The 25,811-nt window shown below is 72.4% G+C and carries 24 protein-coding genes; 10 read left to right on the top strand and 14 right to left on the bottom strand.

Translation table 11 applies throughout. From position 1 onward, the window contains the following. Positions 1 to 35: 35 nt before the first annotated feature. Positions 36 to 536, top strand: coding sequence for an ATP-binding protein (locus ACIP93_RS08775; RefSeq protein ID WP_345229036.1), 501 nt, complete (start codon positions 36 to 38; stop codon positions 534 to 536). A gap of 49 nt (positions 537 to 585) precedes the next feature. Further along, positions 586 to 957 (top strand): SdpI family protein, encoded by a 372-nt coding sequence (locus ACIP93_RS08770; RefSeq protein ID WP_401756903.1) that lies wholly within the window; start codon positions 586 to 588, stop codon positions 955 to 957. Here ACIP93_RS08770 and ACIP93_RS08765 read toward each other — a convergent pair. The 7 genes from ACIP93_RS08765 to ACIP93_RS08735 form a co-directional block, all read right to left on the bottom strand. Continuing rightward, entirely contained in the window at positions 954 to 1,838 is an 885-nt protein-coding gene (locus ACIP93_RS08765; RefSeq protein ID WP_401756901.1) for a MerR family transcriptional regulator, read from the bottom strand. The two genes, ACIP93_RS08770 and ACIP93_RS08765, sit on opposite strands and share 4 nt — an antisense overlap. Before the next feature lie 74 nt (positions 1,839 to 1,912). Further along, positions 1,913 to 2,794 carry a prephenate dehydratase gene (gene pheA, locus ACIP93_RS08760; RefSeq protein WP_401756899.1) on the bottom strand — a complete coding sequence of 294 codons (882 nt, stop codon included), beginning with the start codon at positions 2,792 to 2,794 and terminating at the stop codon, positions 1,913 to 1,915. 6 nt (positions 2,795 to 2,800) lie between these two features. Then, positions 2,801 to 3,106 carry a chorismate mutase gene (locus ACIP93_RS08755; RefSeq protein ID WP_401756897.1) on the bottom strand — a complete coding sequence of 102 codons (306 nt, stop codon included), beginning with the start codon at positions 3,104 to 3,106 and terminating at the stop codon, positions 2,801 to 2,803. A gap of 55 nt (positions 3,107 to 3,161) precedes the next feature. Next, on the bottom strand, positions 3,162 to 4,343 hold the full coding sequence (locus ACIP93_RS08750) for a LeuA family protein (RefSeq protein ID WP_401756895.1): 1,182 nt from the start codon (positions 4,341 to 4,343) through the stop codon (positions 3,162 to 3,164). Between the two features lie 122 nt (positions 4,344 to 4,465). Further along, positions 4,466 to 5,644: a pyridoxal phosphate-dependent aminotransferase gene (locus ACIP93_RS08745; protein ID WP_401756893.1), complete on the bottom strand. Its 1,179-nt coding sequence runs from the start codon at positions 5,642 to 5,644 to the stop codon at positions 4,466 to 4,468. 169 nt (positions 5,645 to 5,813) lie between these two features. Continuing rightward, positions 5,814 to 6,476: an NAD(P)-dependent oxidoreductase gene (locus ACIP93_RS08740; RefSeq protein WP_401756891.1), complete on the bottom strand. Its 663-nt coding sequence runs from the start codon at positions 6,474 to 6,476 to the stop codon at positions 5,814 to 5,816. 196 nt (positions 6,477 to 6,672) lie between these two features. Further along, a complete protein-coding gene (locus ACIP93_RS08735; RefSeq protein ID WP_401756889.1) occupies positions 6,673 to 8,319 on the bottom strand; it encodes an FAD-binding oxidoreductase in 1,647 nt (548 codons plus the stop codon). 384 nt (positions 8,320 to 8,703) lie between these two features. On the opposite strand from ACIP93_RS08735, the gene ACIP93_RS08730 reads away from it, so the two are divergent. After that, positions 8,704 to 9,711 (top strand): TauD/TfdA family dioxygenase, encoded by a 1,008-nt coding sequence (locus ACIP93_RS08730; RefSeq protein ID WP_401756887.1) that lies wholly within the window; start codon positions 8,704 to 8,706, stop codon positions 9,709 to 9,711. On the opposite strand, the gene ACIP93_RS08725 is transcribed toward ACIP93_RS08730, so the two are convergent. Next, on the bottom strand, positions 9,708 to 10,571 hold the full coding sequence (locus ACIP93_RS08725; protein ID WP_401756885.1) for a LuxR C-terminal-related transcriptional regulator: 864 nt from the start codon (positions 10,569 to 10,571) through the stop codon (positions 9,708 to 9,710). The two genes, ACIP93_RS08730 and ACIP93_RS08725, sit on opposite strands and share 4 nt — an antisense overlap. 319 nt (positions 10,572 to 10,890) lie before the next feature. Here ACIP93_RS08725 and leuC point away from each other — a divergent pair, with 319 nt between their 5' ends. From leuC to ACIP93_RS08710, 3 genes are all read left to right on the top strand, one after another. Further along, complete coding sequence (gene leuC / locus ACIP93_RS08720) at positions 10,891 to 12,291, top strand: 3-isopropylmalate dehydratase large subunit (RefSeq protein ID WP_401756883.1); 1,401 nt, start codon at positions 10,891 to 10,893, stop codon at positions 12,289 to 12,291. Positions 12,292 to 12,311: 20 nt separating this feature from the next. Further along, positions 12,312 to 12,902, top strand: coding sequence for a 3-isopropylmalate dehydratase small subunit (leuD, locus tag ACIP93_RS08715; RefSeq protein ID WP_401756881.1), 591 nt, complete (start codon positions 12,312 to 12,314; stop codon positions 12,900 to 12,902). Positions 12,903 to 13,044: 142 nt separating this feature from the next. Continuing rightward, entirely contained in the window at positions 13,045 to 14,088 is a 1,044-nt protein-coding gene (locus tag ACIP93_RS08710; RefSeq protein ID WP_401756879.1) for a LysR family transcriptional regulator, read from the top strand. Here ACIP93_RS08710 and ACIP93_RS08705 read toward each other — a convergent pair. Continuing rightward, positions 13,986 to 15,938 carry an FAD/NAD(P)-binding protein gene (locus ACIP93_RS08705; protein WP_401756877.1) on the bottom strand — a complete coding sequence of 651 codons (1,953 nt, stop codon included), beginning with the start codon at positions 15,936 to 15,938 and terminating at the stop codon, positions 13,986 to 13,988. The two genes, ACIP93_RS08710 and ACIP93_RS08705, sit on opposite strands and share 103 nt — an antisense overlap. A 233-nt stretch (positions 15,939 to 16,171) precedes the next feature. Here ACIP93_RS08705 and ACIP93_RS08700 point away from each other — a divergent pair, with 233 nt between their 5' ends. Both ACIP93_RS08700 and ACIP93_RS08695 read left to right on the top strand, forming a co-directional pair. Further along, positions 16,172 to 16,768 carry an isochorismatase family cysteine hydrolase gene (locus ACIP93_RS08700; RefSeq protein WP_401756875.1) on the top strand — a complete coding sequence of 199 codons (597 nt, stop codon included), beginning with the start codon at positions 16,172 to 16,174 and terminating at the stop codon, positions 16,766 to 16,768. Positions 16,769 to 16,853: 85 nt separating this feature from the next. Next, entirely contained in the window at positions 16,854 to 18,101 is a 1,248-nt protein-coding gene (locus tag ACIP93_RS08695; RefSeq protein ID WP_401756873.1) for an MFS transporter, read from the top strand. Positions 18,102 to 18,127: 26 nt separating this feature from the next. Here ACIP93_RS08695 and ACIP93_RS08690 read toward each other — a convergent pair whose 3' ends face one another. The 3 genes from ACIP93_RS08690 to ACIP93_RS08680 all read right to left on the bottom strand — a co-directional run bounded on the left by ACIP93_RS08690 (position 18,128) and on the right by ACIP93_RS08680 (position 21,237). Beyond that, positions 18,128 to 18,700: a DinB family protein gene (locus ACIP93_RS08690; protein ID WP_345229032.1), complete on the bottom strand. Its 573-nt coding sequence runs from the start codon at positions 18,698 to 18,700 to the stop codon at positions 18,128 to 18,130. Between the two features lie 114 nt (positions 18,701 to 18,814). Further along, positions 18,815 to 20,005, bottom strand: coding sequence for a lipase family protein (locus tag ACIP93_RS08685; RefSeq protein ID WP_401756871.1), 1,191 nt, complete (start codon positions 20,003 to 20,005; stop codon positions 18,815 to 18,817). A gap of 116 nt (positions 20,006 to 20,121) precedes the next feature. Then, the gene (locus tag ACIP93_RS08680; protein WP_401756869.1) at positions 20,122 to 21,237 is read right to left on the bottom strand and encodes an AraC family transcriptional regulator; all 1,116 of its coding nucleotides are present in this window, start codon (positions 21,235 to 21,237) and stop codon (positions 20,122 to 20,124) included. 92 nt (positions 21,238 to 21,329) lie between these two features. Between ACIP93_RS08680 and ACIP93_RS08675 the strand changes: the two genes are divergently transcribed. After that, positions 21,330 to 23,141, top strand: coding sequence for an AMP-dependent synthetase/ligase (locus ACIP93_RS08675; protein WP_401756867.1), 1,812 nt, complete (start codon positions 21,330 to 21,332; stop codon positions 23,139 to 23,141). Positions 23,142 to 23,346: 205 nt separating this feature from the next. Here the strand turns inward: ACIP93_RS08675 and ACIP93_RS08670 are convergent, their stop codons facing one another. After that, on the bottom strand, positions 23,347 to 23,550 hold the full coding sequence (locus ACIP93_RS08670; protein WP_008738468.1) for a cold-shock protein: 204 nt from the start codon (positions 23,548 to 23,550) through the stop codon (positions 23,347 to 23,349). 295 nt (positions 23,551 to 23,845) lie between these two features. Here ACIP93_RS08670 and ACIP93_RS08665 point away from each other — a divergent pair, with 295 nt between their 5' ends. Continuing rightward, a complete protein-coding gene (locus ACIP93_RS08665) occupies positions 23,846 to 24,718 on the top strand; it encodes a menaquinone biosynthesis protein (RefSeq protein ID WP_345229028.1) in 873 nt (290 codons plus the stop codon). 15 nt (positions 24,719 to 24,733) lie between these two features. Here the strand turns inward: ACIP93_RS08665 and ACIP93_RS08660 are convergent, their stop codons facing one another. Continuing rightward, positions 24,734 to 25,765: an alpha/beta hydrolase-fold protein gene (locus tag ACIP93_RS08660; protein WP_345229027.1), complete on the bottom strand. Its 1,032-nt coding sequence runs from the start codon at positions 25,763 to 25,765 to the stop codon at positions 24,734 to 24,736. Positions 25,766 to 25,811 lie beyond the last annotated feature (46 nt).

The following is a 25,811-nucleotide window of genomic DNA, read 5'->3' as shown; positions in this document are numbered from 1 at the left end:
GTTCAGCGTAGAGCCGACCGACCACGCTGCGTCACATGAACAGCGAAATGAGTACGCGGGACGTGGAGTTCGGGCAGCGGATCAGTTCCACGCGGCGGGGGGCCCGGCTCGCACGGCTGCTGGCGGAGCGGCAGCTCCAGGAGTGGGGGGTGCCGTACGGATGCGAGTTCGCGGACGCGGTGGTGGCGGTCGTGGCGGAGCTGGCCGCGAACGCCGTGCTGCACGGGCACGTGCAGGGGCGGGACTTCGCGCTGCGGATGGCGCTCGGTGACGTACTGCGCATCGAGGTGTCGGACACGCGGGGTGAACGGCGGCCCGTACGGCGTCCGCGCCCGCACCCGCCGCAGGTGGTCGAGGGCGGGCTCGGGCTGGTCCTGGTGGAGGAACTGGCCGACGACTGGGGCGTCACGGACCGCAACCCCGGCAAGACGGTGTGGGCGGAACTGAAGTGGCCGGGGGCGGCAGCGGGGAGGGGTGCGGGTCTGCCGGGAGGCGGCAGTGAAGTGCGGGGCGGGGAGGGGGAAGGATCGTCGTAAGTGTGGCGCCACAGGGTGGTGGCACGGGCAGAGGCCGTCGGGAGAGGGAATGGACCTGGTCGCGGGATGGGTGTGCGGGGTGGGGCTGCTGGTGCTGGGCGCGTGCGTCCAGTTCGTGCGGCGGCACGCGGGGGGAGGGGCCGGGGGCCTGGGGCGGAACTCGATGATCGGGATCAGGACGAGGGCCACGCTGGCTTCGGACGAGGGCTGGGAGCGGGGCCATGCGGCGGCGGGCCCGTTGCTGACGGCGACGTTCCGCACGGCGTACGCGGCGGGGGTGGCGACGGTGCTGGTGACGGGGGTGGCGGGCGGCGACGGGAGCGCGGCGGTCCTGGCCGTCCCCGTCGGCGGACTGGTGGCGGTGCTGGGCCTGCTCGGCGCGGCGTCGGTCCGGGCGAACAGGGCGGCCCGGGACCGCTAGGGCTCCTGGGGCTCCTTGGATTTCCGGGGCTCCTGGGCGTCGAGTTCCGCGGCCAGCTCCATGCAGCGCAGGCGGGCGGGGGAGAGGCCGTGGGGCAGCTTCCCGAGGGCGGCGGCGGCGCTCATCGCGCCGGGGCCCGGGGCGGGGGCGGGGTGCAGGGCCTCCCAGGCGTCGAAGAGCGTGTCGTCGTCCCGGGCCAGGCCGGAGTCCTCGATGCGGGCGTGCAGGGCCTCCTCGAAGGCGTGGCGTTCGGCGGCCACTTGGGCGACGCGGGGGTCGTCGACGGCGACGGCGTCGTCGAGTGCCTCCTCGGCCGCGTCGACCCGGTCGGACCGCTCGCGCAGGTCCGGGTGGGTGGCCAGGGCGAGGAACCGGCCGGCCTGGACGGCCGCGCCGAGCGGCCCGAAGACGCGCTCGGTGACGAGCAGGCTGTCCAGGTCCGCCTGGCGCAGGGAGCCGTCGGGCAGGTCCTGGAGGCGGCGGGCGACGAAGTCGGAGAGCAGGCCGAGCCGGCTGCCTTCGGCGCGCATGCGCCGGACGGCGGTGCGCCGGTGGCGCAGTTCGGCCTGCTGGGCGGCGAGGGACTGCTCCAGCCGTTCCAGGACGTGCGCGATGTCCGTACCGCCCGCACGGCCGTGGGCCTCGCCGTCGGCGGCGTCACGGATGTCCTCCAGGGCGATACCGGCGTCGGCCATGCGCCGGACCCACAGGAGCCGGACCAGGTCTTCGTAGCCGTAGCGCCGACGGCCGTCCCCACCGCGCTCGGGCTCGGGGAGCAGGCCGACGGCGTGGTAGTGCCGGATCGCCCGGGGGGTGACGCCGACGAAGGCCGCCGCGTCACCGATCTTGACCTGCCGGGGCGGAACGAAGGACGCGTGCACGGCCGGACCTCTTTCGGTGGAGCGGGACGGAGGTCCACCGGATCACATGCCGCTGCGAGAGGTGCAACCCGGCGTCATGCCAGGAGGGTTTCCTCCGTCGCCTTCGGCACCGGCTCCAGGGCGCGCGCGTGCGGGTAACTGCCCAGGAAGCGCACGTCGATCCCCTTCTGGTGCAGGGCGGTGATCGCGCGGCCCACCCCCTCGTCGTCGATGTGGCCGTCGACGTCCAGGAAGAAGTGGTAACTGCCCAGCCGCGTACCGGCGGGCCAGGACTGCATCCAGGTCACGTCCACGCCCCGGGCCGCGAACGTGGTCAGCAGTTCCGTCACCGGGCGTCCCGCGACCGCTTCGGACGGCACGAGGAACGAGGTGCGGTCCCGGCCGGTGGGCGCCGCCGCGGGGCCGCCCTTGCGCAGGGCGACGAACCGGGTGACCGCGTCGACGCGCTCCCCGATGTCCGTGGCCAGGACGCGCAGCCCGTACCGTTCGGCGGCGACGGGGGCGGCGATGGCCGCGTCGCACGACAGACCGGACTCGGACACTTCCCGGGCGGCGCCCGCGGTGGACGTGGAGAGCAGCACCCGGGCGTCCGGCAGCCGGGCGGACAGCCACTGGCGGCACTGCCCGTGGGCGTGCGGGTGGCTCAGCACGCGGTCGACGTCTTCGAGCGCGGTGCCGGGCTTGGCCATCAGCGCGAAGCCGACGGGAAGTTCGATCTCGGCGGTGATGTGCAGGGCGCTGCCGCTCACCGCGAGCTCGTCGAGCGTCGCGGGCACCACGCCCCGTACCGAGTTCTCCAGCGGCACCACGGCGGTGGAGGCCGTGCCGTCACGCACGGCGTCCAGTGCCGCGCGGACCGTGGCGCACGGTGTCCAGGGGGCGCCCTCGGCCGCCGGGAGCAGTCGCAGGGCGGCCTCGGCGAAGGTTCCGCGGGGGCCCAGATAGGCGTAGGTCACCGGTGCTCAGCCCTCACCGGTTCCGCCGCGGGACAGCCGCAGCACGAGCATCGCGAGGTCGGTGCCGAGCCTGCCGAGGCGGGCGCGGTAGCGGCCGATGACCTGTGCCTCGCGGGACAGGGCGAGATGCGGCCCGCCCGCGTCCTTGCGGATGCGCTGGACCTCGGAGGAGACGGCGACGCGCTCCTCGACCAGGGCGATCAGCCGTCCGTCGATCTCGTCGATGCGGTCGCGGAGGCGCAGGACGGCGGCGTCGGCGTCCGGGGCGTGGGCGGGGACTCCGGTGCGGGGTGCGGCGGTGGCGTGGGACACGGCAGGTCTCCTTCGGCGGATGGGTGCGTGGTCGGACGGCGGGGCCGGGGCCGGGTCAGGACACCAGTACGGGCGTCTGCCCGAGCTCCAGGGCCAGCCGCGCCCGGACGACGTCCAGGTCCTCGCAGTCGCCTCCGGCCCGCTCGGCGATGTGCACCCGGTACAGCTCGTGCAGCCGCTCGTCGTCGACCTCGATGCCCAACTGCTCCAGCAGGTGGCGCAGCACGGCGCGGCCGGAGTGGCGGCCGATGAGCAGGGAGCGCTCGCGCCCGAACCGCGAGGGCTCCACGTACTCGTACGTCTCCGGGTTGGCGAGGATGCCCTGCTGGTGGATGCCCGCCGTGGTGCCGAAGGCGTACGTACCGAAGATCGCCTTGTTGCGGGGCTGTTCCAGCGCGATGATCCCGCGCAGCGCCGTGTAGGCGTCGTACATGGCGGAGATGTCGATGTCCGTGTGCACGCCGAGGTGGTCGCTCTTGTACGCGAGGAGCCCGGCCAGCTCCTCCAGGGCGGTGTTGCCCGCGCGTTCGCCGATGCCGCCCAGGGTGGCCTGGACCTCGTCCGCACCCGCCTCGATGCCGGCGAGGGCGTTGGCGAGGGAGAGGCCGAAGTCGTCGTGGCAGTGGGTGGACAGCCGGATGGGGGCCGGGGCCCAGCGGCGGATCTTGCCGATGAGGGTGCCGTACTGGTCGGGGGTGGTGCAGCCCGAGGTGTCGGCGATGATGATGCAGGTCGCGCCCGCCTCGACGGCGCTCTCGGTGAGCGCCTGGAGGAAGACGTCCTCGCTGCGCGTGGCGTCCTCGATGCCGACGGAGATGTGCTCGATGCCCAGTGACCGGGCGAAGGCCACCGTGTCGGTCACCTCGGCGACGGACTGCTCGCGGCTGATGCCGCGCTTGTACTTCAGGTGCAGGTCGCTGCCGGTGGCGACCATCTGGACCTCGTGGTTCACCGTTCCGCCGGCCTCCACCGCGGTCTCCACGTCGCGCCGGACGGTGCGGGAGAAGGTGGCGAAGCGGGCCCGGGTCAGCTCCTTCGCGATGAGCTGGGTGGCCTCGAAGTCACTGGGCGAGGAGGCGGGGAAGCCCGCCTCCACCGAGTCCACGCCGAGCGCCTCGATGCGCAGGGCCATGTCCAGCTTCTGTTCGGGGCTCATCGCGTTGGCGGGCGCCTGCTCGCCGTCACGCAGTGTGGTGTCGAAGACGGATATCCGTCGGGTGGCGGGCGGGTGGGACATTGTTCCCCCTGGGACTGAGATGAGTGGCACGGTCCGAAAGCGTGGTGAGGCGCGGTCCGGCGACGGGCGAGGGCCGCGGAGAGACGCGGTCCGGCGACGGGCGAGAGCCGCGGAGACGCGGTCTAGCGACGGGCGAGGGCCGCGGAGAGGCGGGTCACCGCTTCCTCGATGACCTGCTGCGACGTCGCGAAGGAGAGGCGTACGTGTCCTTCGCCGCCGGGCCCGAACGCCGACCCGGGGGTCAGCGCCACACCGGCCGCGTCCAGCGCCCAGGACGCGAAGTCGGCGCTCGTCGGGAAGCCGGTGCCGCGGATGTCGGCGAAGGCGTAGAAGGCGCCCTCCGGCAGCGGACAGCGCACGCCGGGGAGCGAGTTGAGGCCGCTGACGAGGAGGTCGCGGCGCACGGCGTACTCGGCGGCCATCTCCGCCACGGTGTCCTGCGGACCGGTGAGCGCGGCGACGCCGCCCCGCTGGACGAAGGAGCCGGCGCAGCCGACCGTGTGCTCCTGGGCCTTGAGCACCTGGGAGATGACGTCGGCGGAGCCCGCGACGTAGCCGAGCCGCCAGCCGGTCATGGCGTAGCCCTTGGAGAATCCGTTCACGGTGAGGGTGCGCTCGGCGCAGCCGGGGAGCACGGCGGGCGAGTGGTGCTCGGCGCCGTCGTAGCGGATCTTCTCGTAGATCTCGTCGGCGATGACGAACAGGTCGTGCGCGACGGCGAACTCGGCCACGGTCCGGGCCTCTTCGCGGGTCAGCAGGCGACCGGTCGGATTGTTCGGGGTGTTGATCAGGACGGCCTTGCTGCGCGGGGAGACCCGGCTTTCGAGGATCTCCCGGGTGAGGCGGAACCCGTCGTCGGCGCTGAGCTCGGCGGGCACGGCGCGTGCCCCCGCGAGCTGCGCCATCGAGGAGTAACTGACCCAGCCCGGGGTGGGGACGATCAGCTCGTCGCCCGGGTCCAGTACCGCGAGCAGGGAGATGAAGAGGGCGTGTTTGGCGGACGGGGTGACGATGATGTCCGTCGCGGGGTCCGCCGTGATCCCGTTGTCCTTCGCCAGCTTCTCGCCGATGGCCTCGCGCAGCGCGAGCAGACCGCGGCTGGGGGTGTAGTGGGTGAACCCCTCGCGCAGGGCGGCGCCCGCCTCGGCGGCGATGTGGTCCGCGGTGGCGAAGTCCGGCTCCCCGCCGTTGAGGTCCAGGACGGCGACGCCCTGCGCCCGCAGTGCGTGGACCTGGTCCAGGAGGGCGACGGTCGCCGACCTCTCCAGCTGCGAGAAGCGGGTCGCCATACGGCTCTTCACGGAAGTTTCCCCTCGGGCGGATCGTCGTGCGGTGCACGGGCGGGTCGTCTGGAGCGGCGCGGGGCGCGGCGCGCGGGGCGGGGGAGGCGCTCGTGGGGGCACGCCTCCCCCTTTCCCGGCGGGGGCGGCTCACGGTGACGGGTGTCCCGGGAGCCGGTTCACCGGTGGCTCAGTAGCCGACGGTGAAGCGCTTCTGGACGTGCTTGGGCTCGTCCAGCTCGTCGACGAACGCGACCGCGTAGTCCTCGGCGCTGATGCGGCTGTTGCCGTCCGCGCCGATGATCAGGTCGTCGAGGCCCAGGCGGTAGGCGCCCGTGCGCTCGCCCGGCTCGATCTGCGCGGCCGGGGAGAAGTGGGTCCACTTCACGTCGGTGACGGTGCGCAGGTAGTCCAGGGCCTCGCCCTGGCCGTGCATGACCTGGGTGACCAGCTCCGGCAGGCCCGGGGTGTCCCAGACCTTCTTCCCGTCAGGGGTGCTGAGGGAGCCGGCGCCGCCGACCGAGACGAAGCGCGGGGCGTCGGCGCCGAGGGTGCGCAGGCCCTCGACGAGGGACTGGGCGGCCTGGCGCACGAAGGCGGCGTGCGCCTTGCCGTCGGTGTAGCCGCCGCCGACCGCGGAGACGACCGCGTAGGCGCCCTTGGCGGCCTCGGCGACCGACGCGGGGTCGAGCACGTCACCGGTGGTGACCTTCAGGTTCGGGTGCGACACGGCGGGCTCGGACGCGCCGGGCCGGACGACCGCGGTGACGTCGTAGCCGCGGTTCAGCGCCTCGGTCAGGATGCGCGAGCCGAAGGTGCCGGTGGCGCCGAAGAATGCGAGCTTCTTGGACATGAGAGGTGGATTCCTGTCTGTGGGGAACCGGTGGGACCACCGGTGCGGAGGAGGCTTGCCGGGCCGGGGTACGGCCCTCTGAAGCCGGGGTGCGGCTCGGGGGAGCCGGGAGTGCGGTCGGCCGTCGGCACGGGGCCCGTCGGCCGGCCGGCCGCACACAGCGACGGGCAGCTGCGGTCTGTGGGCGCGGCCTGCGTTACGGGAGGGCGATCGACTGGGCGTGCCGGAACACGTTCTTGGGGTCGTACGCCTTCTTCACCTGTTGCAGGCGCGGGTAGTGCTCCTTGTAGTAGAGCGTCGTCCAGGGAACCCCGGACGTGTTCTGCGCGGGGTCGGTGATGTCCACGTCGGGGTAGTTCACGTAGCAGCCGTCGGTGCTCGCGTTGGGCACCGGGTAGCCGCCGCTGGAGGAGTACACCTCGGCGTACACCTCGCGCAGCCAGGCGGTGTTCCTGGCGTCGTCGGCGGGCGTCGACCACTGGGTGGCGTAGAGCGCCTTGAAGACCGAGTCCCGCTGTGCGGACGCCGTGTCCGCGGCGGGGACGGTGTTGACCTTCGAGCCGTAGCCGAAGAGCATCACGTTGGCCACCGGGTTGCTGAAGTCGGTGCGGGTCAGGTGGTTGTAGAGCGCGCCGGCCTGGGCGACGGTGAAGCCCTTGCGGTGGTAGGCCGACTTGTTCGCCGACCGCAGGGTCGGGTTGGTCAGCGCCGGGTTGTTCGTGCCGAGCAGGCGCACCGAGGTCAGCCAGGGCAGCTTGCGCGGGGTGAAGAACGCGGGCAGCGGGCCCTGTTCGCCGACCGCCTTGGCCAGCGGCGCGGTGTCCACCCCGGTCGGGTCGGTGATCTCGGCGAGGTAACTCTCGATCAACTGCTGGGCGTTCGGCACGGCGGCGTCGAGCTGCGTGATGATGCCTATGCCGCCGTTGGACCTGTGGTTCATCACCAGCAGGCTGGTCAGGCCCGAACTCGGCGACTCCATCGTGCTGTTGCGCTCGTGCCAGTCGCCGTAGTGGCGTACCAGGGCGGTGAACCTGGCCTTGTCGAAGTCCGCCCAGGGCAGTGAGACCGCGCTCAGGTAGACGTCCTTCGGCGGCTTCATGAGCTGGTCCTTCGCCGCGGTGCCGGTGGCGTCGGGCGAGCGGAAGAAGTACCGCGTCACCAGGCCGAAGTTGCCGCCGCCGCCCCCGGTGTGGGCCCACCACAGGTCGCGCCGGGGGTCGGCGGCCTCCCGGGTGGCCACCACGCTCTTGGCCCGGCCGGTGGCGTCGACGACCACCACCTCGACCCCGTAGAGGTGGTCGACGGTGACACCGTACTGCCGGGACAGCAGGCCGAAGCCGCCGCCCGCCACGTGTCCGCCGATGCCCACCGAGTAGCACAGGCCGGCGGGCAGTGCGACCCCCCAGCCCTTGTAGAGGGCCTGGTAGGCGTGCAGGAGGGTCGCTCCCGCCTCGACCACGAACGCCTTGCGGTACGTGTCGTAGTAGACCTCGTCCATCTGCGTCATGTCGATGAGCGTGCGCACCGCGGGGTTGAAGACGAAGTCGGCGTAGCAGTGGCCGCCGCCGCGCACCGCGAGGCGCTTGTTCGCGGTGACCGCCTCCTGCACCGCGGCCACCGCCTGGGTGGTGTTGTGCACCACCTTCACGGCGTCCGGGGTGCCGACCCAGCGGGTGTTGTGGCCGACCGTCATCTCCTGGTACCGGGCGTCGCCCGGCAGGACGGTAGCCGCGGGCTCCACCACGGTGGCGTCGTCCGCGACCGCGGCCGACGGGTTCCCCAGTACGGTCGCGCCGGCGACCCCCGCGGCGGCCCCGGTGAGGACCGTCCGCCTGCTCAACATGCCCACTTCTTTTACCTGAACCTCTCGGGCGTCACGCCTGGAAAATCGCGCAGAATAGGCAGAGTTCATTTCGCGCCCCGGGGCCGGAAGGAAATCGAAGGCATGAATTGCCCGGCTCGGGGAAAGTTCCTCGCTGCGCCGCTGGATCAAAGCAACCTGCCGAAAGCCTTGTCAAGCATGGTTCGGCGCTTCCATAATCCCGCCTACGCCCAAAGGAGCAGCCCGGTCAATTCCCTCCACTTTCGGGGGTGGAGGTCTCCACCAAGGTGGAGACGGGGCCCCGGACTTCCTCCTTCGGCCGATGCCCGGGGCCGCCGGCCGGGCACAGAATGGCCGCCACAGCGATCGTCCAAGCGATCGCCCCTCGAATCGGAATTGCGAGCAATGCAGCCCTTCTATGTACTCACCGACGCCGAGCGCGATGAGCTCGGCGCAGCTCTGGCTTCGGTCACCAAGAGCCCGTACGAGGACTACCCGGCCTTCTCCCGCTCGGTGAGCGACCTGGTGGACCGCGGCGACGTTCCGGCGTTCTTCTCCGAGGCCGTGGCGGGAATCCGCGCGGAGCGCGAGGCGGGCGCCTCGGACGCGCACGTGCTGCGCAACTGCCCCATCGACGAGGAAGTCCCGGTCCTGGGGCACGACGACCCCCTCGCGGACAAGTACGCGAAGAAGACGACTTTCGTGGCCGAGGTGCTGCTCGAACTGTTCGCGCAGCTCGCCGGCACACCGCTGCTCGCGTACGACACCCGTTTCAACGGCGACTTCTTCACGGACGTCATCGCGATCAACCGCTACAGCGGCAAGCAGACCGGGTTCAGCGACGGTGAACTGGTCTTCCACAACGACCGCACCGCCCACCCGGTGCGCGCGGACTTCATCTCGCTCGTGGGCATGCGCTGCCCCGAGGGCGAACTCACCTACACCGGGTTCGTGGAGGGACGCGCGCTGCTGGCGCACCTGACGGCCGAGGAGCAGGAGATCCTGCGCAAGCCGTACTTCGTGACGCCGTTCGACGTCTTCTCACGGGACAACAACAAGAACCTCACGGTGTCCGAGGCGCACCCGATCCTGGAGCGCGCGCACAGCATCCGCTACCTGGACACCCACACGACCGTGGCCCCCGACAGTCCGCCGGAGGCCAAGGACACCCTGATCGCGCTGAAGAACGCCCTGGTCCGCGCGGAGAAGAAGCGCCACCGGATCCTCACCGGCGACCTGTTCTCCTTCGCCAACCAGGACGGTCTGCACAGCCGCGACAAGATCGAGGTCATCGACCCGGAGCGGGCCCGCTCGCGGTGGCTGCTGAAGACGTACGCCTTCCGCGACGAGGCGATGGCCGAGCAGCACGCGGACAAGTGGGTCGACGGCGTCCGCGGCCGCGTGGGCGACTAGGACAGGCCCTGGGTCCCGGCGAGAGCGGACCCCGGCCGGGACGGGCCCCGGCCGGTCCCCGGTCGGGACGGGCTCCGGCCGGGGACCGGTTCGCGCGGGGTCCGCGTCTCTCCCGGGCGGCCGTGCGGGGTGTGCTGCGGCTTGGGCGTGCCGGTGCCGCGCATCAGCAGGACGGCCTCCAGCCGGTTGCGCACGCCCAGCTTGGTGAGCGTGTGCGAGATGTGGCTCTTGATGGTCGCCGAGGAGACCTGGAGGCGGTCCGCCGCCTCGACCGTGGACAGGCCGTCGGTGAGCAGCCCGAGCACCTCGCGCTCGCGCTCGGTGAGCACGCCCAGTATCTGCTGCGCCGGGTCCGCGTCGGCCTTCGGCGGCGCCTCGGCGGCGTGCCGCACGGGGCGCCGGGCGGACGGGGAGCGGTACATCGCGTCCAGTTCCGGCGAGAGGACCGTGTGGCCGGACGCCACCGCCCGGGTGGCCGCCGCCAGACCTCCGATCCGGGTGTCCTTCAGCAGGCAGCCCTTCGCGCCGGCCTCCAGCACGGTGTCCAGTTTCTCCCTGGTCCAGCCGACCCCGATCAGCAGGACCGCGACATGGTGGGCGACGAGTTCGCGGACCGTGTCGGCGGGTTCGCAGTGGTAGCCCATTCCCAGCACCGCGACGTCGACCTGGCCGAGCGGCCACTGGGTGAGCGGCTGGCGGATGTCGACGCTGGCCACCAGGGTCAGCCGGTCGGCCCGGTGGACCACTCCGCCCAGCACGTGCCGGGAAATCGGGTCCTGGTCGGCGAGCAGAATGCGGGCTTCGGGTTCGGCGACCCGGCCGTTTGTAAACCAATCATCAGCAAAGATATGCGTTTCCACGAGATCCCCCCTCGTTAATAGCCGGAAGGATACATGTCCTCCTCGCTTCCTCCTTTGTCAGTGAGGGGAATTTCACAGTTCAACGGGCGTCGGGCGCACGGCACTTGACGCCCACGTGGCCGAAAACCCATGGCGCGAACCGGACGGTGACCCGCCGCGGGGGAACGCTCTGACCTGGCCAGACGGGGAAAAGACCGACGAAACCCGGCCGGTCGGCCGGATTTCACCCGGGATCGGACGCCGCCGCACAGGGGGCGCCCGTCGGGTGCCACGCCCTCGTAGAAGCGAACGCAGCAATTCACAAGGAGTTAAAGGTTCCATGGGTTCGACATTGGCGCAGAAGACGTGGGATGCCCATGTCGTACGCCCCGGCAGGTCCGGCGACGATCTCCTCTACGTCGATATGCACTTGCTGCACGAGGTCAACACCCCGCAGGCTTTCGACGACCTGCGGGCAGCCGGACGCACGGTGCGCAGGCCCGATCTGACGGTGGGCACGGAGGACCACAACACCCCCACCGTCGCCATCGACAAGATCATCAAGGACCCGGCGGGCCGCAGGCAGACCACGCTGATGCGGGCGAACTGCGAGGAGTTCGGCATCCCGCTGCACCGGCTGGGCTCCGCGGGCCAGGGCATCGTGCACGTCATCGGACCCGAGCTCGGCCTCGTACGGCCCGGGATGACGATCGTCTGCTGCGACTCCCACACCACCACCCTCGGCGCCTTCGGCGCGATCGCCTTCGGCATCGGCACCAAGCAGGTCGAGCACGTGCTCGCCACCCAGACCCTGCCGATGACCCGCCCCAAGGACATGGCCGTCACGATCACCGGCGCCCTGCCGCCGGGGGTCTCGGCCAAGGACCTGGTGCTCGCGGTCATCGCCCGGATCGGTACGGGCGGCGGCGTGGGCCACGTCATCGAGTACCGCGGGGAAGCCGTCACCGCGCTCTCCATGGAGGGCCGCATGACGCTGTGCAACATGTCCGTCGAGGCCGGGTCGCGCGCCGGTCTCGTCGCGCCGGACGAGACCACCTTCGCCTACCTGAAGAGCCGCCCCGGCATGCCGCAGGGCGCCGCCTGGGAGGCGGAGACCGCCCACTGGGCGTCCCTGCGCAGCGACGCGGACGCCGTGTACGACAAGGAGGTCGTCATCGACGCCTCCCGGCTCAGCCCCTACGTCTCGTGGGGCAACAACCCGGGCCAGTCCGTCCCGCTGGACGCGGCGGTGCCCGCCCCCGCCGACTTCGCCGACCCGCAGGAACGCACCGCCGCCGAACGGGCCCTGGCCTACATGGACCTCACACCGGGCACCGCGATGCGCGACCTCGCCGTCGACGCCGTCTTCCTGGGCTCCTGCACCAACGGCCGCATCGAGGACCTGCGGGCCGCGGCCGAGGTGCTCCAGGGCCGCAGGGTCGCCGACGGCCTGCACATGATGATCGTGCCCGGCTCGACGCCGGTGCGCGAGCAGGCCGTGGCCGAGGGACTCGACCGGGTCTTCGCCGAAGCGGGCGCCGACTTCCGGGCCGCCGCGGGCTGCTCCATGTGCGCCGCGCTCAACGAGGACCGGCTGAGCCCCGGCCAGCGGGCCGCGTCCACCAGCAACCGCAACTTCGAGGGACGGCAGGGGAAGGGCTCCCGCACCCACATCGTCTCCCCGGCGGTGGCCGCCGCCACCGCCGTCGCGGGCCGGCTCGCCGCTCCCGCCGATCTCTGAGGCACGAGGAAAGCGCACCCATGGAAAAGTTCACCACCCACACCGGCACGGCCCTGCCGCTGCGCCGCAGCAACGTCGACACCGACCAGATCATCCCGGCCCGGTACGTCCCGTACTTCAGCTGGAAGGGCCACGCCAACGCCCTCTTCGCGGACTGGCGCGACGACCCCGCCTTCCCGCTGAACCTGCCCCAGTACCAGGGCGCGACCGTGCTGCTGGCCGGGAACGACTTCGCCACCGGGTCCTCCCGGGAGTCCGCGGTCTGGGCCCTGGAGCGCTTCGGCTTCAAGGTGGTCCTCGCGCCCCGGTTCGGCGACATCTTCCGGGGCAACTCCCTGATGCGCGGACTGCTCACGGTCACCGTCCCGGCGGAGGTGATCGAGAGGCTGTGGGAGACGGTCGAACGGGACCCCTTCACCGAGGTCACCGTCGACCTGGCGAAGCGCGAGGTCCGCTGCGACGGCCTCGTCCAGCCCTTCGAGCTGGACGAGGACGCCCGGCAGCGGCTGCTGGCCGGGCAGGACCCGATCGCCGCCACGCTCGACGAGTACGCCGACGCCATCGACGCCTACGAGGCGACCCGCCGGCCCGCCCTGCCCGTGACCCGCTGAGCCACCGGCCCGCGGGCCGGCCGACGCGCCGACCCGCTCGCCCGCGGGCCTGCCCGCCCCGCCCTTCCGCCGCGCCGGACGGCTCCCTCCCCCCGAGGGCCGCCGTCCGGCGCACACGTGTCCCCGAAGCCATGGAAGTGACATGAAGATCTCCCAGTGCACCGCCCTCGTCGCCATCGCCGACGCCGGCAGCTTCACCCTCGCCGCGAAGGCGCTGTCGGTCAGCCAGTCCGCGGTGAGCCACGCGGTGTCGAGCCTGGAGAAGAGCCTCGGCGTCGCCCTGATGAGCCGCAGCCGCAGCGGCATCGAGTTCACCGACGTCGGCGAGCGGGTGCTCCAGCACGCCCGCACCGTCGTGCACGGCGCGGAGCAGATCCGGCAGGAGGCGCGGGCCGTGCGCGAACACCGCTCCGGCACGCTCCGGGTGGGCACCAGCCAGAGCTTCGCGGGCCGTCTGCTGCCCCGCCTGCTGAGCGAGTTCCGGGCCGCCTGGCCGGGCATCGGAATCGAGCTGCGGGAGGGCACCGACCAGGAGATCGCCGAATGGCTCGGCGGGTACGCGGTCGACGTCGGCGTGGTGGCGCTGCCCAAGGAGCGGCTGAATACCGTCCCGTTGCTCCAAGACGAGGTGTACGCCGTGCTGCCGCAGGACCACCCGCTCGCCGGGCGCGGCGAGCTGAGCGTCACCGACCTCGCCGACGAGCTGTTCGTCATGCCGGTGAGCGGGGTGGAGACCCTGCTACGCGCGGCCTTCCGGACGGCGGGCCTGACCCCGCGCATCGGCTACCGGGCCCACGACGTCAACAGCCTGCTGTCGATGGTGGCCGAAGGGCTCGGCATCACCGTCGTGCCGGCCCTCGCCCTGCCCTCCGCCCCGATCCATCCGCACCTGCGCGTGCTGCCGTTCGCCCCCTCGCTGACCCGGAGCGTCGGCATCGGCGTCCGGACGGGCGCCCGGCACGTCCCGGCCGTCGAGGCGTTCGTCGCCACGGCCAGGAAGCTGGCCCGCGAGGACACCTGGAACCGGCCCGCCGTCCGCACCCCCGGCGCCGGTCCGGGCGGCCCGGCCGAGGCCGCCGCGCCTCAGACGCCCTGGAGGCGCAGCGGCTCCGCCGGCACGCCGGCCGGTCCGGGCGCCCGGGGCGCCGGGTCCAGCGCGTGCTCCGCTATGGCGTCCGCGTCGTAGACGAAGTCGCTCCAGATGCCGGGCCTGCTGCTGCCCGCCTGCATGAACCAACGGGTGTGCTCGGTCGGAATGCCCAGCACGTACAGACCGGTGTCCGCCTTCCCGTCGCTGCCGACCGGGTGGTACGGGGACCGGGTGACCGCGACCCCGCCAGTGTCGAACGCCGCCGTGCCGGAACCGTTGACGTAACTGGTCCAGATGCCCTGCTCCCGCAGCCCCCGGGTCAGCGGGGACGGGTCGGTACGCACGTCGGGCGACGGGATCCGGGCGTCCAGGACGGTGTCCACGGCCACGAGCGACCCGCTCACCTGCGGAGAACGCGCCAGGAAACGGCCGCTGTCCGGGTCCGCCTCGAAGCGGGTGCCGGGCCCCACGACCCGCAGCACCCCGGCCCTGATCAGCGCGGCTGCCTGGGCGAGCCGCACCGGGGGCGGGCCCGCCGCCAGGAAGGAACTGCGCGGGACGTACCAGCCGAGGAAGTCCTCGCGGTGCGAGCCGGGTGCCAGGCCCGAGTAGTCGACGAACTCGCGGATGACGCCCCGGGTGTCGCGCAGCACGTCGAGCGCCGCCTTGAGCGGCGAGCCGACATTGCCCCGGGCGGCCTCCGCCAGGTCGGCGCGGAGCACGTCGAGGAGTTCCGCCGCGAAGACCTCCGGCCCGGCGAAGGTCCGCCCGGTGAAGGGCCGGGCCAGTGCGTCCAGGTCGAGCGGCGGCAGGCCGGCCACGCCGTACCGGCCCGCGAGCGCGGCCACGTCGGGCAGCGGTGCGCCCACGGGGAGCGCGAGTTCGGCCCGGAACGCGGCCTCCCGCCCGGCGCCGTGCCGGTGGCGGATCTCGGTGCCGTAGTAGACCAGGCTCATCTCGGCGTGCAGCCACGGCCACACGTCCGCGCGGAAGTCGACGGGCGCGCCCGCGTGCCCGTGCCGGACGCGCTCCGCCGTGAACAGGATCGGACGGTAGGGGTTGGTGGCCGACTTCTGGTTGCGGCCCCGGGCGGGCAGCGGCATGCCACTGCGGGAACCCGCCACCAGCAGCGGCTCCGCACCGCTGGGCAGATACGTCAGGGTCCCGTCGGCCTCCTCCTTGAAGACGCCGCCGCGGCCGAGGGTGAGGGCCGCCATGACGTCGTAGAACGACAGGCCGAGACCGAGGACGCCGACCGCGGACCCCGCCGGAATGCCCTCCAGGTCCATGTCCGCCGCCGAGTCCCCCTGGAGGTGGCGCAGCCCGGGGCGCTCGGCGGCGAACCGCGCGAGGTCCCGCTGCTCCCCGTCCGGTCCGGGCCTGGCGTGGCCCGTGGTGAGCACCACCCGGTCCACGCAGAGCCGCGACCCGTCCGAGAGCCGCAACCGGTAGCCCCTGCCGATCCGCGCCAACTCCACGACCGAGAGACGCAGTTCGTGCAGCCTGACACCGAGGGGGAGGCCGCTCTTGACCGCACCGAGCACATACCGCATGTACCGGCCGTACACCGCGCGCGGGGCGTAGCTGTTGGGTCCGGGGTGGTCGGGGTCGACCGTCCGCCACCACTCGCCGAACGAGGGCCCGGCCCCGGCCCGGTGCGGGCCGTCGTCGGGGGTGCCGGAGAAGGCGGAGATCTCGTCGGCGACGGTGTTCATCATGAACCACTCGGGCTGGTCGCTGCGCCAGATGCGTCCGCAGCCCACCTCGACGGGGTCGATCAGGTAGATCTCCACCGGCCCCGCGCCCGCCGCCCGGCCGGCCGAGACCCGTGCGCCCAGCCGCTCGACGACGCTCAGGCCGCGCGGCCCGCTGCCGACCACCGCGATGCGGTGCACACCGGCCGCGTCCCCCGGCCCCCGGGCCGCCCCGCCCGCCTGCTTCTCCACCGGTTTCTCCCCCCACATCCACGGACTCCGCCCGGAATTCACCGAAAGGCAAAGAGTCGAAATCCCTGGAGTGCGACTTTATGCGGGCGGCAACCTGCTTTCAACAAGGGTTTGTTCATGCCTTGCATGAGCGATGTCGATGCGTCGTTCCCCGTCGGAAATCCGTGATTGCGTACCGGATGACGTCGGGATACGCTCCCGAACCGTTCGACCGAACAAGCAAGTTGACAAGCGTGGGGATCAACATGGAACGCCGTCCGGCTCTTCTCGTGCTCGACCTGATAAACGAACTCGTGCACCCCGACGGGAAATACGCCGCCGACGGTTTCTGCGAGCAGGTCGCCGAGCGGGGCGTCCTGGACCGGACGGCCGTCGCGATCGACCGGGCCCGCCGTGACGGCGTTCCCGTCGTCTACGTCGTGGTCGGCTTCTCGCCCGGGTACGCGGACTGGCCGGCCGGATCGGAACTGTTCGCCGCCGCCCGCGACGGCGAACGGGTCCAGCTCGGCACCTGGGGCACCCGGGTGCACGACGCGCTCAAGCCCGCCGTGGGGGAGCCGGTCGTCGAGAAGCGCCGGGTCAGCCCGTTCTTCGGTACGCACCTGGACCTGCTGCTGCGCAACCTCGGGGTCAACACCCTGCTGCTGACCGGGGTCACCACGGACCTGGTGATCCTGTCCACGGCACGGGAGGGCCACGACCGCGACTACCAGGTGGAGGTCCTCGCGGACGCGGTCGCCGCGGACAGCCTGGAGAGGCACGAGACCGCCCTCGGCGTGATCGCCCGAACGGCCGCGATCAGCTCGGTCGACGAGGCCCTGCCCGCCTGACCCGTCGGTCCGGCGCCGACGCGCGGGAGCGGGCCGGAAACAGAGCGACAGCGCGACAGCGCGACAAGAGGGGCGGACCGAAGAGATGACCGTCGACGAGAAGACCCGGGAGCCGCTCGCACGGCGCGGACGGCTCTCGCGGGACCAGGCGTTCTGGCTGGTCGGCGGGGTCCTGGTCCTGCTGCTGCTCTCCTCGTCCGCGCCCTCCCCGATGTACGTCCTCTACCAGCAGCGCTGGCACTTCTCCGCGACCCTCCTCACGGTCGTCTTCGGCGTCTACGCCGTGGCCGTGCTCGCGGCCCTGCTGCTGTTCGGCTCGCTGTCGGAGACCCTCGGCCGCCGCCGGGTCCTGCTCGTCTCACTGGTCGGCGAGGTGCTGAGCATGGCGCTGTTCATCGGCGCGCGGGACGTGCTGTGGCTGCTCGCCGCCCGCGTCGTGCAGGGCCTGGCGGTCGGCCTCGCCACCGGCGCCGTCAGCGCCGCGCTGATCGAACTCTCCCCGCCCGGCTCGCCCGCGCGCGGCACACTGCTCAACAGCGCGGGACCGACGGGCGGAATCGCGGCGGGGGCCCTGCTCGCGGGGCTGCTGGTCCAGTTCGCGCCCGCGCCGACCGTCCTGACGTACGCCCTGCTGCTGGCCGCCTTCGTGCTCTGCTCCGCCGGTGTGCTCGCCATGCCGGAGACGGCCCCCCACCGGGCTCCCGGCCTGCGGATCCGCCCCTCCCGGATCTCGGTCCCGGCCGGGGCCCGCCGCCCCTTCGCGCTGCTCTCCCTGGTGCTGGTCGCCGTCTGGTCGGTGTGCGGGCTGTACCTGTCCCTCGGCCCCTCCATCGCCCTGGAACTCCTGCACAGCGGGAACCTGCTGATCGGCGGGCTGACCGTGGCGCTCTTCGCGGGCGTCGCCACCGCCGGTCAGATGTGGTGCGGCGGGCTGCCTCCGTTGCGGGCCGCCGGGGTCGGCGTCCTCGCCCTGCTGGCCGGTCTCGCGCTGTCCTTCACCGCGCTCACGGCGAACCTGCCCGTGCCGTTCTTCCTGGGCACCGCGGCCCTCGGCTTCGGCTGGGGCGTCGCCTTCCTCGGCTCCTTCCGCGCGCTGGCCGCCCTCGCGGACCCGGCCGGCCGCAGCGCACTGCTGGCCTCGGTCTACGTGGTCGCCTACCTCTCCATGAGCGTGCCCGCCGTGCTGGCCGGAGGAGTCTCCGGCGGCTGGGGCCTGCGCCGCACGGCCCTGACCTTCATCGCCGCCGCAGCCCTCCTGTGCGGGGCGGCCCTGCTGGGGCTGGCCCGCACCGGAAGGCGTGACCGGCGGGCCGCCCGGCCCGCCGGTCCCTGACCCGCACGCCTGCCGCGGCCGGTCCCCTACTGCCCCACCCTGCCGTCCACGCACTCGCGCAGCAGGTCCGCGTGGCCGCAGTGGCGGGCGTACTCGTCGACCATGTGGACCATCAGCTCGCGCACCGCGATGTCCTCGCGGCCCACGTGCCGGCCCAGGTCGTCCGCGTACTTCGCCAACTCCGCGTCCGTCGCCGCCTGCTGGCGTTCCAGGTCGGCGAAGGCGGAGGCGACCTGGGCCGGGTCGCCCGCCGCCTCGTCGAAGTCCGCGTCGCGCCTGCCGTACAGCTTCGGGAGCGGGTCGCCGTGGGTGATCCAGTTGAGCCAGTCGCGCTCCACCTCCGCGAGGTGGCGGACCAGGCCCAGGAGGGACATCGTGGACGGGGGCACCGAGCGCGTGGCCAGTTGGTCCGCGGTCAGGCCGTCGCACTTCATGCGCAGGGTGAGGCGGTAGCTGGCGATGGCGTCGAGAAGGGTGGCGAGCTCGCCCTCCGGCGCGGGGCCCTCGGTGTCGCGGGGGTCGTCGTCCGGGTTCACCCACATGTCGGGGTAGACGGTCGCTTCGGTCCAGCGCGCGGGGCGGTGGTCGTCGTCGGTCATGGGGTCATCGTCGCCGGTGCGGGGCGGCGCTGCCAGGGCATTTACGGGGAACGAGGACCCGGCCCGCACGGGCGTCGCGCGGGCCGGGCCCCCTTCCGTGCCGGACTGCCGCGATCAGCAGTTGCCGCCCGTCGCCCTGCCCGCGAAGCGGTCGCCCAGCCAGTCCATCGCCGGGAACGCGCCGACCGTCACCCCGCCGATGTGTTCGAGGAGCGGGTGGGAGCGCCACTGGACGGTGGCCCCCGCCCCGCACCAGTCGGACCGGAGCCGTGCGCCGATCCGGTACGGGATCAGCTCGTCCAGGCCCGCGTGGTAGAGGTAGACCGGGTGGTCGGGTGCGTGCCGGCCGAGCTTGGAGGCGCCCAGCTTCTCCTGCCAGTCGGGGGAGTCGAGCGGGTTGGTGGTCGTGACCTCGCTGATGCGCTTGAAGGGCGCGGAGACCGCGTTGATCGCCACGCAGTTCCTGCGCATGAAGTCGACGTAGGACCTGCCCTGCCGGTTGAGGTAGGAGTCGAGCTTCAGCTCCGGGTGGGCCGTGTCGTGGCCCGCCGCCGCCATCAGGATCAGACCCGCCCCGATGTTGCCGTCGTTGAACTTCGCGACCTCCATCAGGTCGGCCGGGACGCCGCCGGTCGCCGTGCCCTTCACGTTCAGTTCCGGGGCGTACGAGTCGTGGAGTTCGGCCGCCCAGCTACTGGCCTGGCCGCCCTGCGAGTAGCCCATGATGCCGACCGGGGAGGCGGGGGTGAGGCCCGTTTCGGCGGACGGGAGCTTCATCGCGGCGCGGGCCGCGTCCAGTACCGCCTGGCCCTCCGCACGGCCCACCGTGTACGTGTGGTCGCCCGGCGTGCCGAGGCCCTCGTAGTCCGTCACCGCCACCGCCCAGCCGCGCTGCACGACCTGGTTGATCAGGGTCGCCTCGACCGTCGTTCCGTACGGGAAGCCCGCGCTCGGCGCGCACTGGTCGCCCATGCCGACCGTCCCGACGGCGTACGTCACCAGGGGGCGCGGGCCCTTGCGGCCGTCCCGGGGGACGATCACCGTGCCCGAGACGGTGTTCGGCGCGCCCTTCGCGGTCGTCGAGCGGTAGTCGATGTGCCAGGCGTCGGTGTCGGTGGGCTGGAGGGGGAGCGGGTGGAAGGAGGTGGGGGAGGCGGAGAGGAGACTGCCGGGGGCGGAGGCGGCCGGGGCCGGGGCCGCCGGCGCGTCGTCGGCCGCGGAGGCGGTCGCGGCCGTCGGCAGGGCCGCGGACAGCGCGAGGGCGGCGGACGCGGCGAGCACTCTGGTACGACTGCGTACGGACATGGGCTCTCCCTACGAGCGGGTGGGGGGTGCAGGGCGCACGGATGCAGGGGTTGCTCTTGCGTACGGAGAACGTAGTGACCGGCGAGCAGGGAACGCGCTGACCGGAACGCTCACCTTCACTGACGCGGATTCGCACCGGGGGCCGCCGGAGCGGGCGGCGTAGGAGTGCCGGACGGGGTGCCGGGCGGGGCGGCGGACGGGGCGGCGGAGGGCGTTTCCCCGTGGCCCGCCGCCCGGACCCGGTACGCCCCCGGTGTCGTGCCCGTCCAGCGGCGGAAGGCGCGGTGGAAGCTCGTGTCCTCCGAGAAGCCGAGGCGGGCGGCCAGCTCGGCGATGGGTTCGCGGCCCTCCGCCAGGCCCGCGATCGCCGCGTCCCGGCGGACCGCGTCCTTGAGCTGCTGGAAGCTCGTGTTCTCCCGCTCCAGACGGCGGCGCAGCGTCGCCGGGCTCACCGCCAGACGGGCGGCCGTGACCGTGAGGGACGGCAGGCGCGGGGAGGCGCGGAGGGCCTGGGCCAGGGAGCGGCGCACCTGCTCGGCGACCGTCGTGTCGTACTCCCGGCGGGTGAGCAGGTCGAACGGGGCCCGGCGTAGCAGCGTGTCGAGGGAGGCCTCGTCCTGGACGAGCGGGGCCGACAGCCAGCGGGCGTCGAAGGCGGCCGCGGTACGCGCCGCCCCGAAGCGGACCGGGCAGCCGAAGAGGCTCCCGTACTCCGCCTCGTGCGGGGGCGGCGGATAGGCGAACTCCGCCCAGTGCAGGGGAATGCGGCTGCCGGTCAGCCAACTGCACAGGCGGTGCCAGATGATCACCACGCACTCGGCGAGGAACCGGTCCTCGTCCGCGTCCAGCCCGTTGTGGACGGTGAGGACCGCCTCCGTGGGGGTGTGCGTGAGGGAGAGCTTCGGACCGCCGTCGAAGAGGCCGTAGAAGGCGGTGCCGCGTTCCATCGCCCGGCCCAGGTCCGGGCAGCCCAGGGCCGCGTAACACATCATCGCGAAGGTCCCGGGGCGGCTGGGGGTGGCCGAGAGGCCCAGGAACTCGTCCTGGGTGGTGCGGTACAACGCCCGGAAGAGGCGGGCGAACTGGACGCTGGTGACGCGGGCCCGGTCGTCGCCCAGCAGCAGCGGCGGGATCTGCGCGGCCTGGAGGAGCGGGACGGTGTCCACCCCGGCGCGTTCGGCTCCGCGCAGCACGGCCCGCACGTGGTGCACGGTGATCGTCCGCTTGCCCATGGAGGGGAAGGTAGCCGCTGTGAGCGCGCGGGTCAGCGGGGCTGACGTTTCCCGTCATCTCCCGTGCGGACGTGGCTCCTTACCGTCGGGTCATGACGGATACGGGCGCCCTGCGCGCGCAACGGCCGCGTCCCGCGGCACTGGCCGGGTTCAGCGAGTGGGCGGGGGAGCGGCACGGGGAGCTGCCCGCCCTGCGGGCGAAGGGGGCCGAGCCCGTCTCGTACGCCGGGTTCCGCGACCGGGTGCGGGACGTCGGGCGCCGCCTGATGGCGGCCGGGGTGGGTCCGGGCGACCGGGTGGGCATCCTCGGCGAGACCTGCGTGGACTGGACGTACGCCCACTTCGCCGTGCTCGCGGTGGGCGGAGTCGTGGTCCCGGTCTACCCGACGGCGGGCGAGGAGGAGGTCGCCTGGGTCCTGGGCGACTCGGGCGCGGTCCTCGTCCTGTGCGAGACCGCCGAGCAGGCGGAACGGGTGGCGTCCGCGACGGGTCCCGGGGAAGGGGGCGCGGCTCCGGGAAGCGGTCCGGCCCCGGGGAAGGGGGCCGGTGCGGTCCGGGGGCCGCGGCCCCTGCCGACCCTGCTCTTCGGGGAGCTGGGGGAGCGGGTTCCCAGGGAGGTCGCCGTCGACGACTTCCTCGCGCGGGCCGACGCCGTCCGGCCCGGGGACCTCGCCTCGCTCGTCTACACGTCCGGGACCACCGGGCCGCCCAAGGGGTGCCGGCTCACCCACGCCAACTTCGGGGCCGTTCTCGACGGCGGGGCCGAGACGATCGACGGCGGGCCCGGCGACGTCACGTACCTCTATCTGCCGCTCGCGCACCTGCTGGCGCAGCTCGTCGAGCTGAACACCCTCATGTTCGGCGGGGAGTTGTGCTACTTCGGCGGGCGGATCGAGGACGTGATCGGTGAGCTGGCCGAGGTGCGGCCCACGCATCTGCCCTCCGTGCCCCGGCTCTTCGAGAAGGTGCACGCCGTGGTGCTGGGGCTGGCCGAGGCGCGGGAGGGCGGCGGGGAGCGGTTCCGGGAGGCCGTACGGGTCGGGGTGCTGGCGGCGGAGGGACGGCTTCCGGAAGAGGACAGGGCGACCTGGGAGGCCGCCGAGGAGTCGTTGTACGGGCTCGTGCGCGGGGCCTTCGGGGGGCGTGTACGGTGGGCCCTCACCGGGGCCGCCCCCATCGCCCCGCAGACGCTCGACTTCCTGCGGGCGTGCCGGATCCCCGTGTACGAGGGGTACGGGATGACCGAGTCCGGCGGGGTCATCTCGCTCAACCGGCCGGGCGCCGTGCGGTACGGCTCCGTGGGACGGGCCTACCCCGGCTGCGAGATCCGGATCGACGCGTCCGACGGCGAGGTGCTGGCCAGGGGCGGAACGGTCTTCACCGGTTACCACGGGGACGAAGCCGCCACCCGCGAGGCCCTCGACGCCCAGGGGTGGCTGCACACCGGGGACCTGGGGACGATCGACGCGGACGGGTACCTCACCCTCACCGGCCGCAAGAAGGACCTGGTCATCACGTCCTCGGGGAAGAACCTGACCCCCTCGCTGATCGAGCACGCCGTCCAGCAGTCCCGGTACGTCTCGTACGCCGTCATGGCCGGCGACCGCAGGCCCCACCCCGTGGCCCTGATCACCCTGGAGGCCGACGAGATCGCCGCCTGGGCCGCCCGCGAGGGCCATGACCTCGGCGAGGAGCCCGGCCGGCACCCCGCCGTGCGGGAACTGGTGCGGGAGGCCGTCGAGGCGGCGAACGCGCAGGTCTCCCGGCCCGCCCGGATCCGGTCCTTCGCGATTCTCGGCCGGGACCTCGCCGTCGCGGACGGCACCCTCACGCCCACCCTGAAGGTGCGCAGGAGAGCCGTCCTGGAACGCTACGCGGCGGAAATCGAGGAGCTCTACCGATGAGTGGAGAGCCCTGCCGGTGAGTGGAGAGCGCTACCGGTGAGTGGAGAGCGCTGCCGGTGGAGGAAGGGCTCTGTCCGTGCATGCGGAGGAACAGGCAGGAGCCCCGCTCCGACGAATCGGAACGGGGCTCCTTGGGTACTGCGTTCAACGACCGCGATCGATCGTTTTCCCGATGGGTCCGAGGACCCGGCTCACGTCGTGAGACTCAGGCGGGGGTGACGTTCTCCGCCTGCGGGCCCTTGGGGCCCTGCGTGACGTCGAAGTTCACGAGCTGGTTCTCCTCCAGGGAGCGGAAACCAGACGCGTTGATCGCGGAGTAGTGGACGAAGACATCCGGGCCGCCGCCGTCCTGGGCGATGAAGCCGAAGCCCTTTTCAGCGTTGAACCACTTGACGGTTCCGGTAGCCATAAGCCCTCCCATGGGCCAAAGGGTTGCCCTGCTCCAGAACCTGCAAGGAAGTCTGAAAACAAAAGCCTGCGGGTTACATGTCCGCAGGCTCTGTACTGCAAGGGAAACCAAACTGCAACTTGCGGGCGAGCCTAGCACGCACCTTTGGGCAAGCGGTAGAGGGAAAGATCACGTCACTCGGATGTTTGACGCGGGCGTGTCGGCTGACGCCGGAAGGGGGCCCGGGGGCCTCCCGCGACCCCGTCCGCCGACCCCCGGAGGGGCCCTCCGGTCAGCGCGGGTCTAGCCTCGCGATGTGGACAATTCAACCGCTGGCGAGCTGACGCCGAACCGCACCCGGCCCCGCGTCGGCCACATCCAGTTCCTGAACTGCGTGCCCCTCTACTGGGGCCTGGCACGCACCGGGAGCCTGCTGGACTTCGAGCTGACCAAGGACACCCCCGAACGGCTCAGCGAGCAGCTCGTCCGGGGCGACCTGGACATCGGCCCGGTCACCCTGGTCGAGTTCCTGAAGAACGCCGACGACCTGGTGGCCTTCCCCGACCTCGCGGTCGGCTGCGACGGGCCCGTGATGTCCTGCGTGATCGTCTCCAAGGTGCCGCTGGCGGAGCTGGACAAGGCGCGGGTCGCCCTCGGCTCGACCTCGCGCACCTCCGTACGCCTGGCACAGCTCCTCCTGGCCGAGCAGTACGGCGTCGAGCCCGACTACTACACCTGCCCGCCGGACCTGTCGCTGATGATGCGCGAGGCGGACGCCGCCGTGCTGATCGGGGACGCCGCGCTGCGGGCCTCCCTGCACGACGCGCCCCGGCTCGGCCTCCAGGTCCACGACCTGGGGCAGATGTGGAAGGAGTGGACGGGGCTGCCGTTCGTCTTCGCCGTGTGGGCCGCCCGCAAGGACTACCTGGCCCGCGAGCCGTACCACGTGGAGAAGGCGCACGAGGCGTTCCTCGCCTCCCGCGACCTGTCGCTGGCCGAGGTCGACCAGGTCGCCGAGCAGGCCGCCCGCTGGGAGGACTTCGACGCCCGGCTGCTGGAGAAGTACTTCACCACGCTCGACTTCCGCTTCGGGCCCGAGCAGATCGCGGGCGTCGAGGAGTTCGCGCGCCGCACCGGGGAGACCACCGGGTACCCCACGGACGTGCACGTGACCCTGTTGGGCGAATGACCCCCGACGGCCCGCTCAGGGGGTGGGGACGGGCGCCTTCAGGTGCGAGCTCAGCCAGGCGAGGCTGCCCGACTCCATGCCCTTGATGTACGTCGCCGGATTGTGGACGCCGTCCGGGATCACCTGGAGGCGGGTCTTGATCGGGCCCTTGCCGTAGTCCTCCATGAAGCGCCGCACCCGCGGGATCAGCTTCTCCTTGGACCCGACCTGGAACGCCAGGTACACCTTCGGGGCGTCCGGCCGCTTGATCAGGTCGCCGGCCAGCTTCCGCGGACTGTTCGCCAGCTTCTCCTGCGGGTGGCCCTTCCACATCGGGGAGTCCGGCACGAGGTCCGGGCCCGAGGAGATCGCCGCCTTGAAACGCTCCGGGTACTTCAGCACCGACTTCAGCGCGATGAATCCGCCGGACGACGAACCCATGAACGCCCAGCCGTCCCGCGAGCGGTACGTGCGGAAATTCGCCCGGACGAAATCCGGGACGTCCTGCGTCAGCCAGGTGTCCATTTTCGGCCGCCCGGGAATGTCGCTGCCGTCGTGGTACTTCTTCTCCGGATTCTGCACGGGCATCACGACGAGGAACGGCAGGCTCTGCCCCCGTTCGGTCATCTCGGCGACCGTCTCCAGGAAGTGCTTCTTCTCCAGCGACCAGTAATTGCTGTCGTGCCCGTACGAACCCGGCAGCGCCGTCAGCACCGGGAAACCGCTCTCCGCGTACTTCGGGTCGAAGTACTCCTTCGGGGCCCACACCCACACCTTGCCGGTGAAGCCGGACTTCGCGCCGGACAGGGTCGTCTGGGCGACCTTCGTGCCGTCGTCCAGGGTGCGGAACACGGAGAAGTCCGCGCGTGGCCCGCGCGGCAGCAGTGTGTCGGCCCCGCCCTTGGACGCGGCCTGCTGGAGGTCGTTGCGCTGGATCGAACCGCCGTTGTCCTCGGCCGAGTTGAAGTCGTACGGCTTGCCCTCGTCCGAGCAGCCCGTCACCGAGAGCGTCAGGAGGGACCCGAGCAGGGCGGCGGCTATCAGGCGGCGGGTCGGCAGGCGATTCATGCGGGGGCTCCGGGGGCGGGTGGGGGCGGACGTGCGGCGACGGGGG

It is taken from the genome of Streptomyces sp. NPDC088745 (genome assembly GCF_044751045.1).
GTDB classification, from domain to species: domain Bacteria; phylum Actinomycetota; class Actinomycetes; order Streptomycetales; family Streptomycetaceae; genus Streptomyces; species Streptomyces cremeus.
This window is presented reverse-complemented; position numbering and strand designations above follow the sequence as displayed.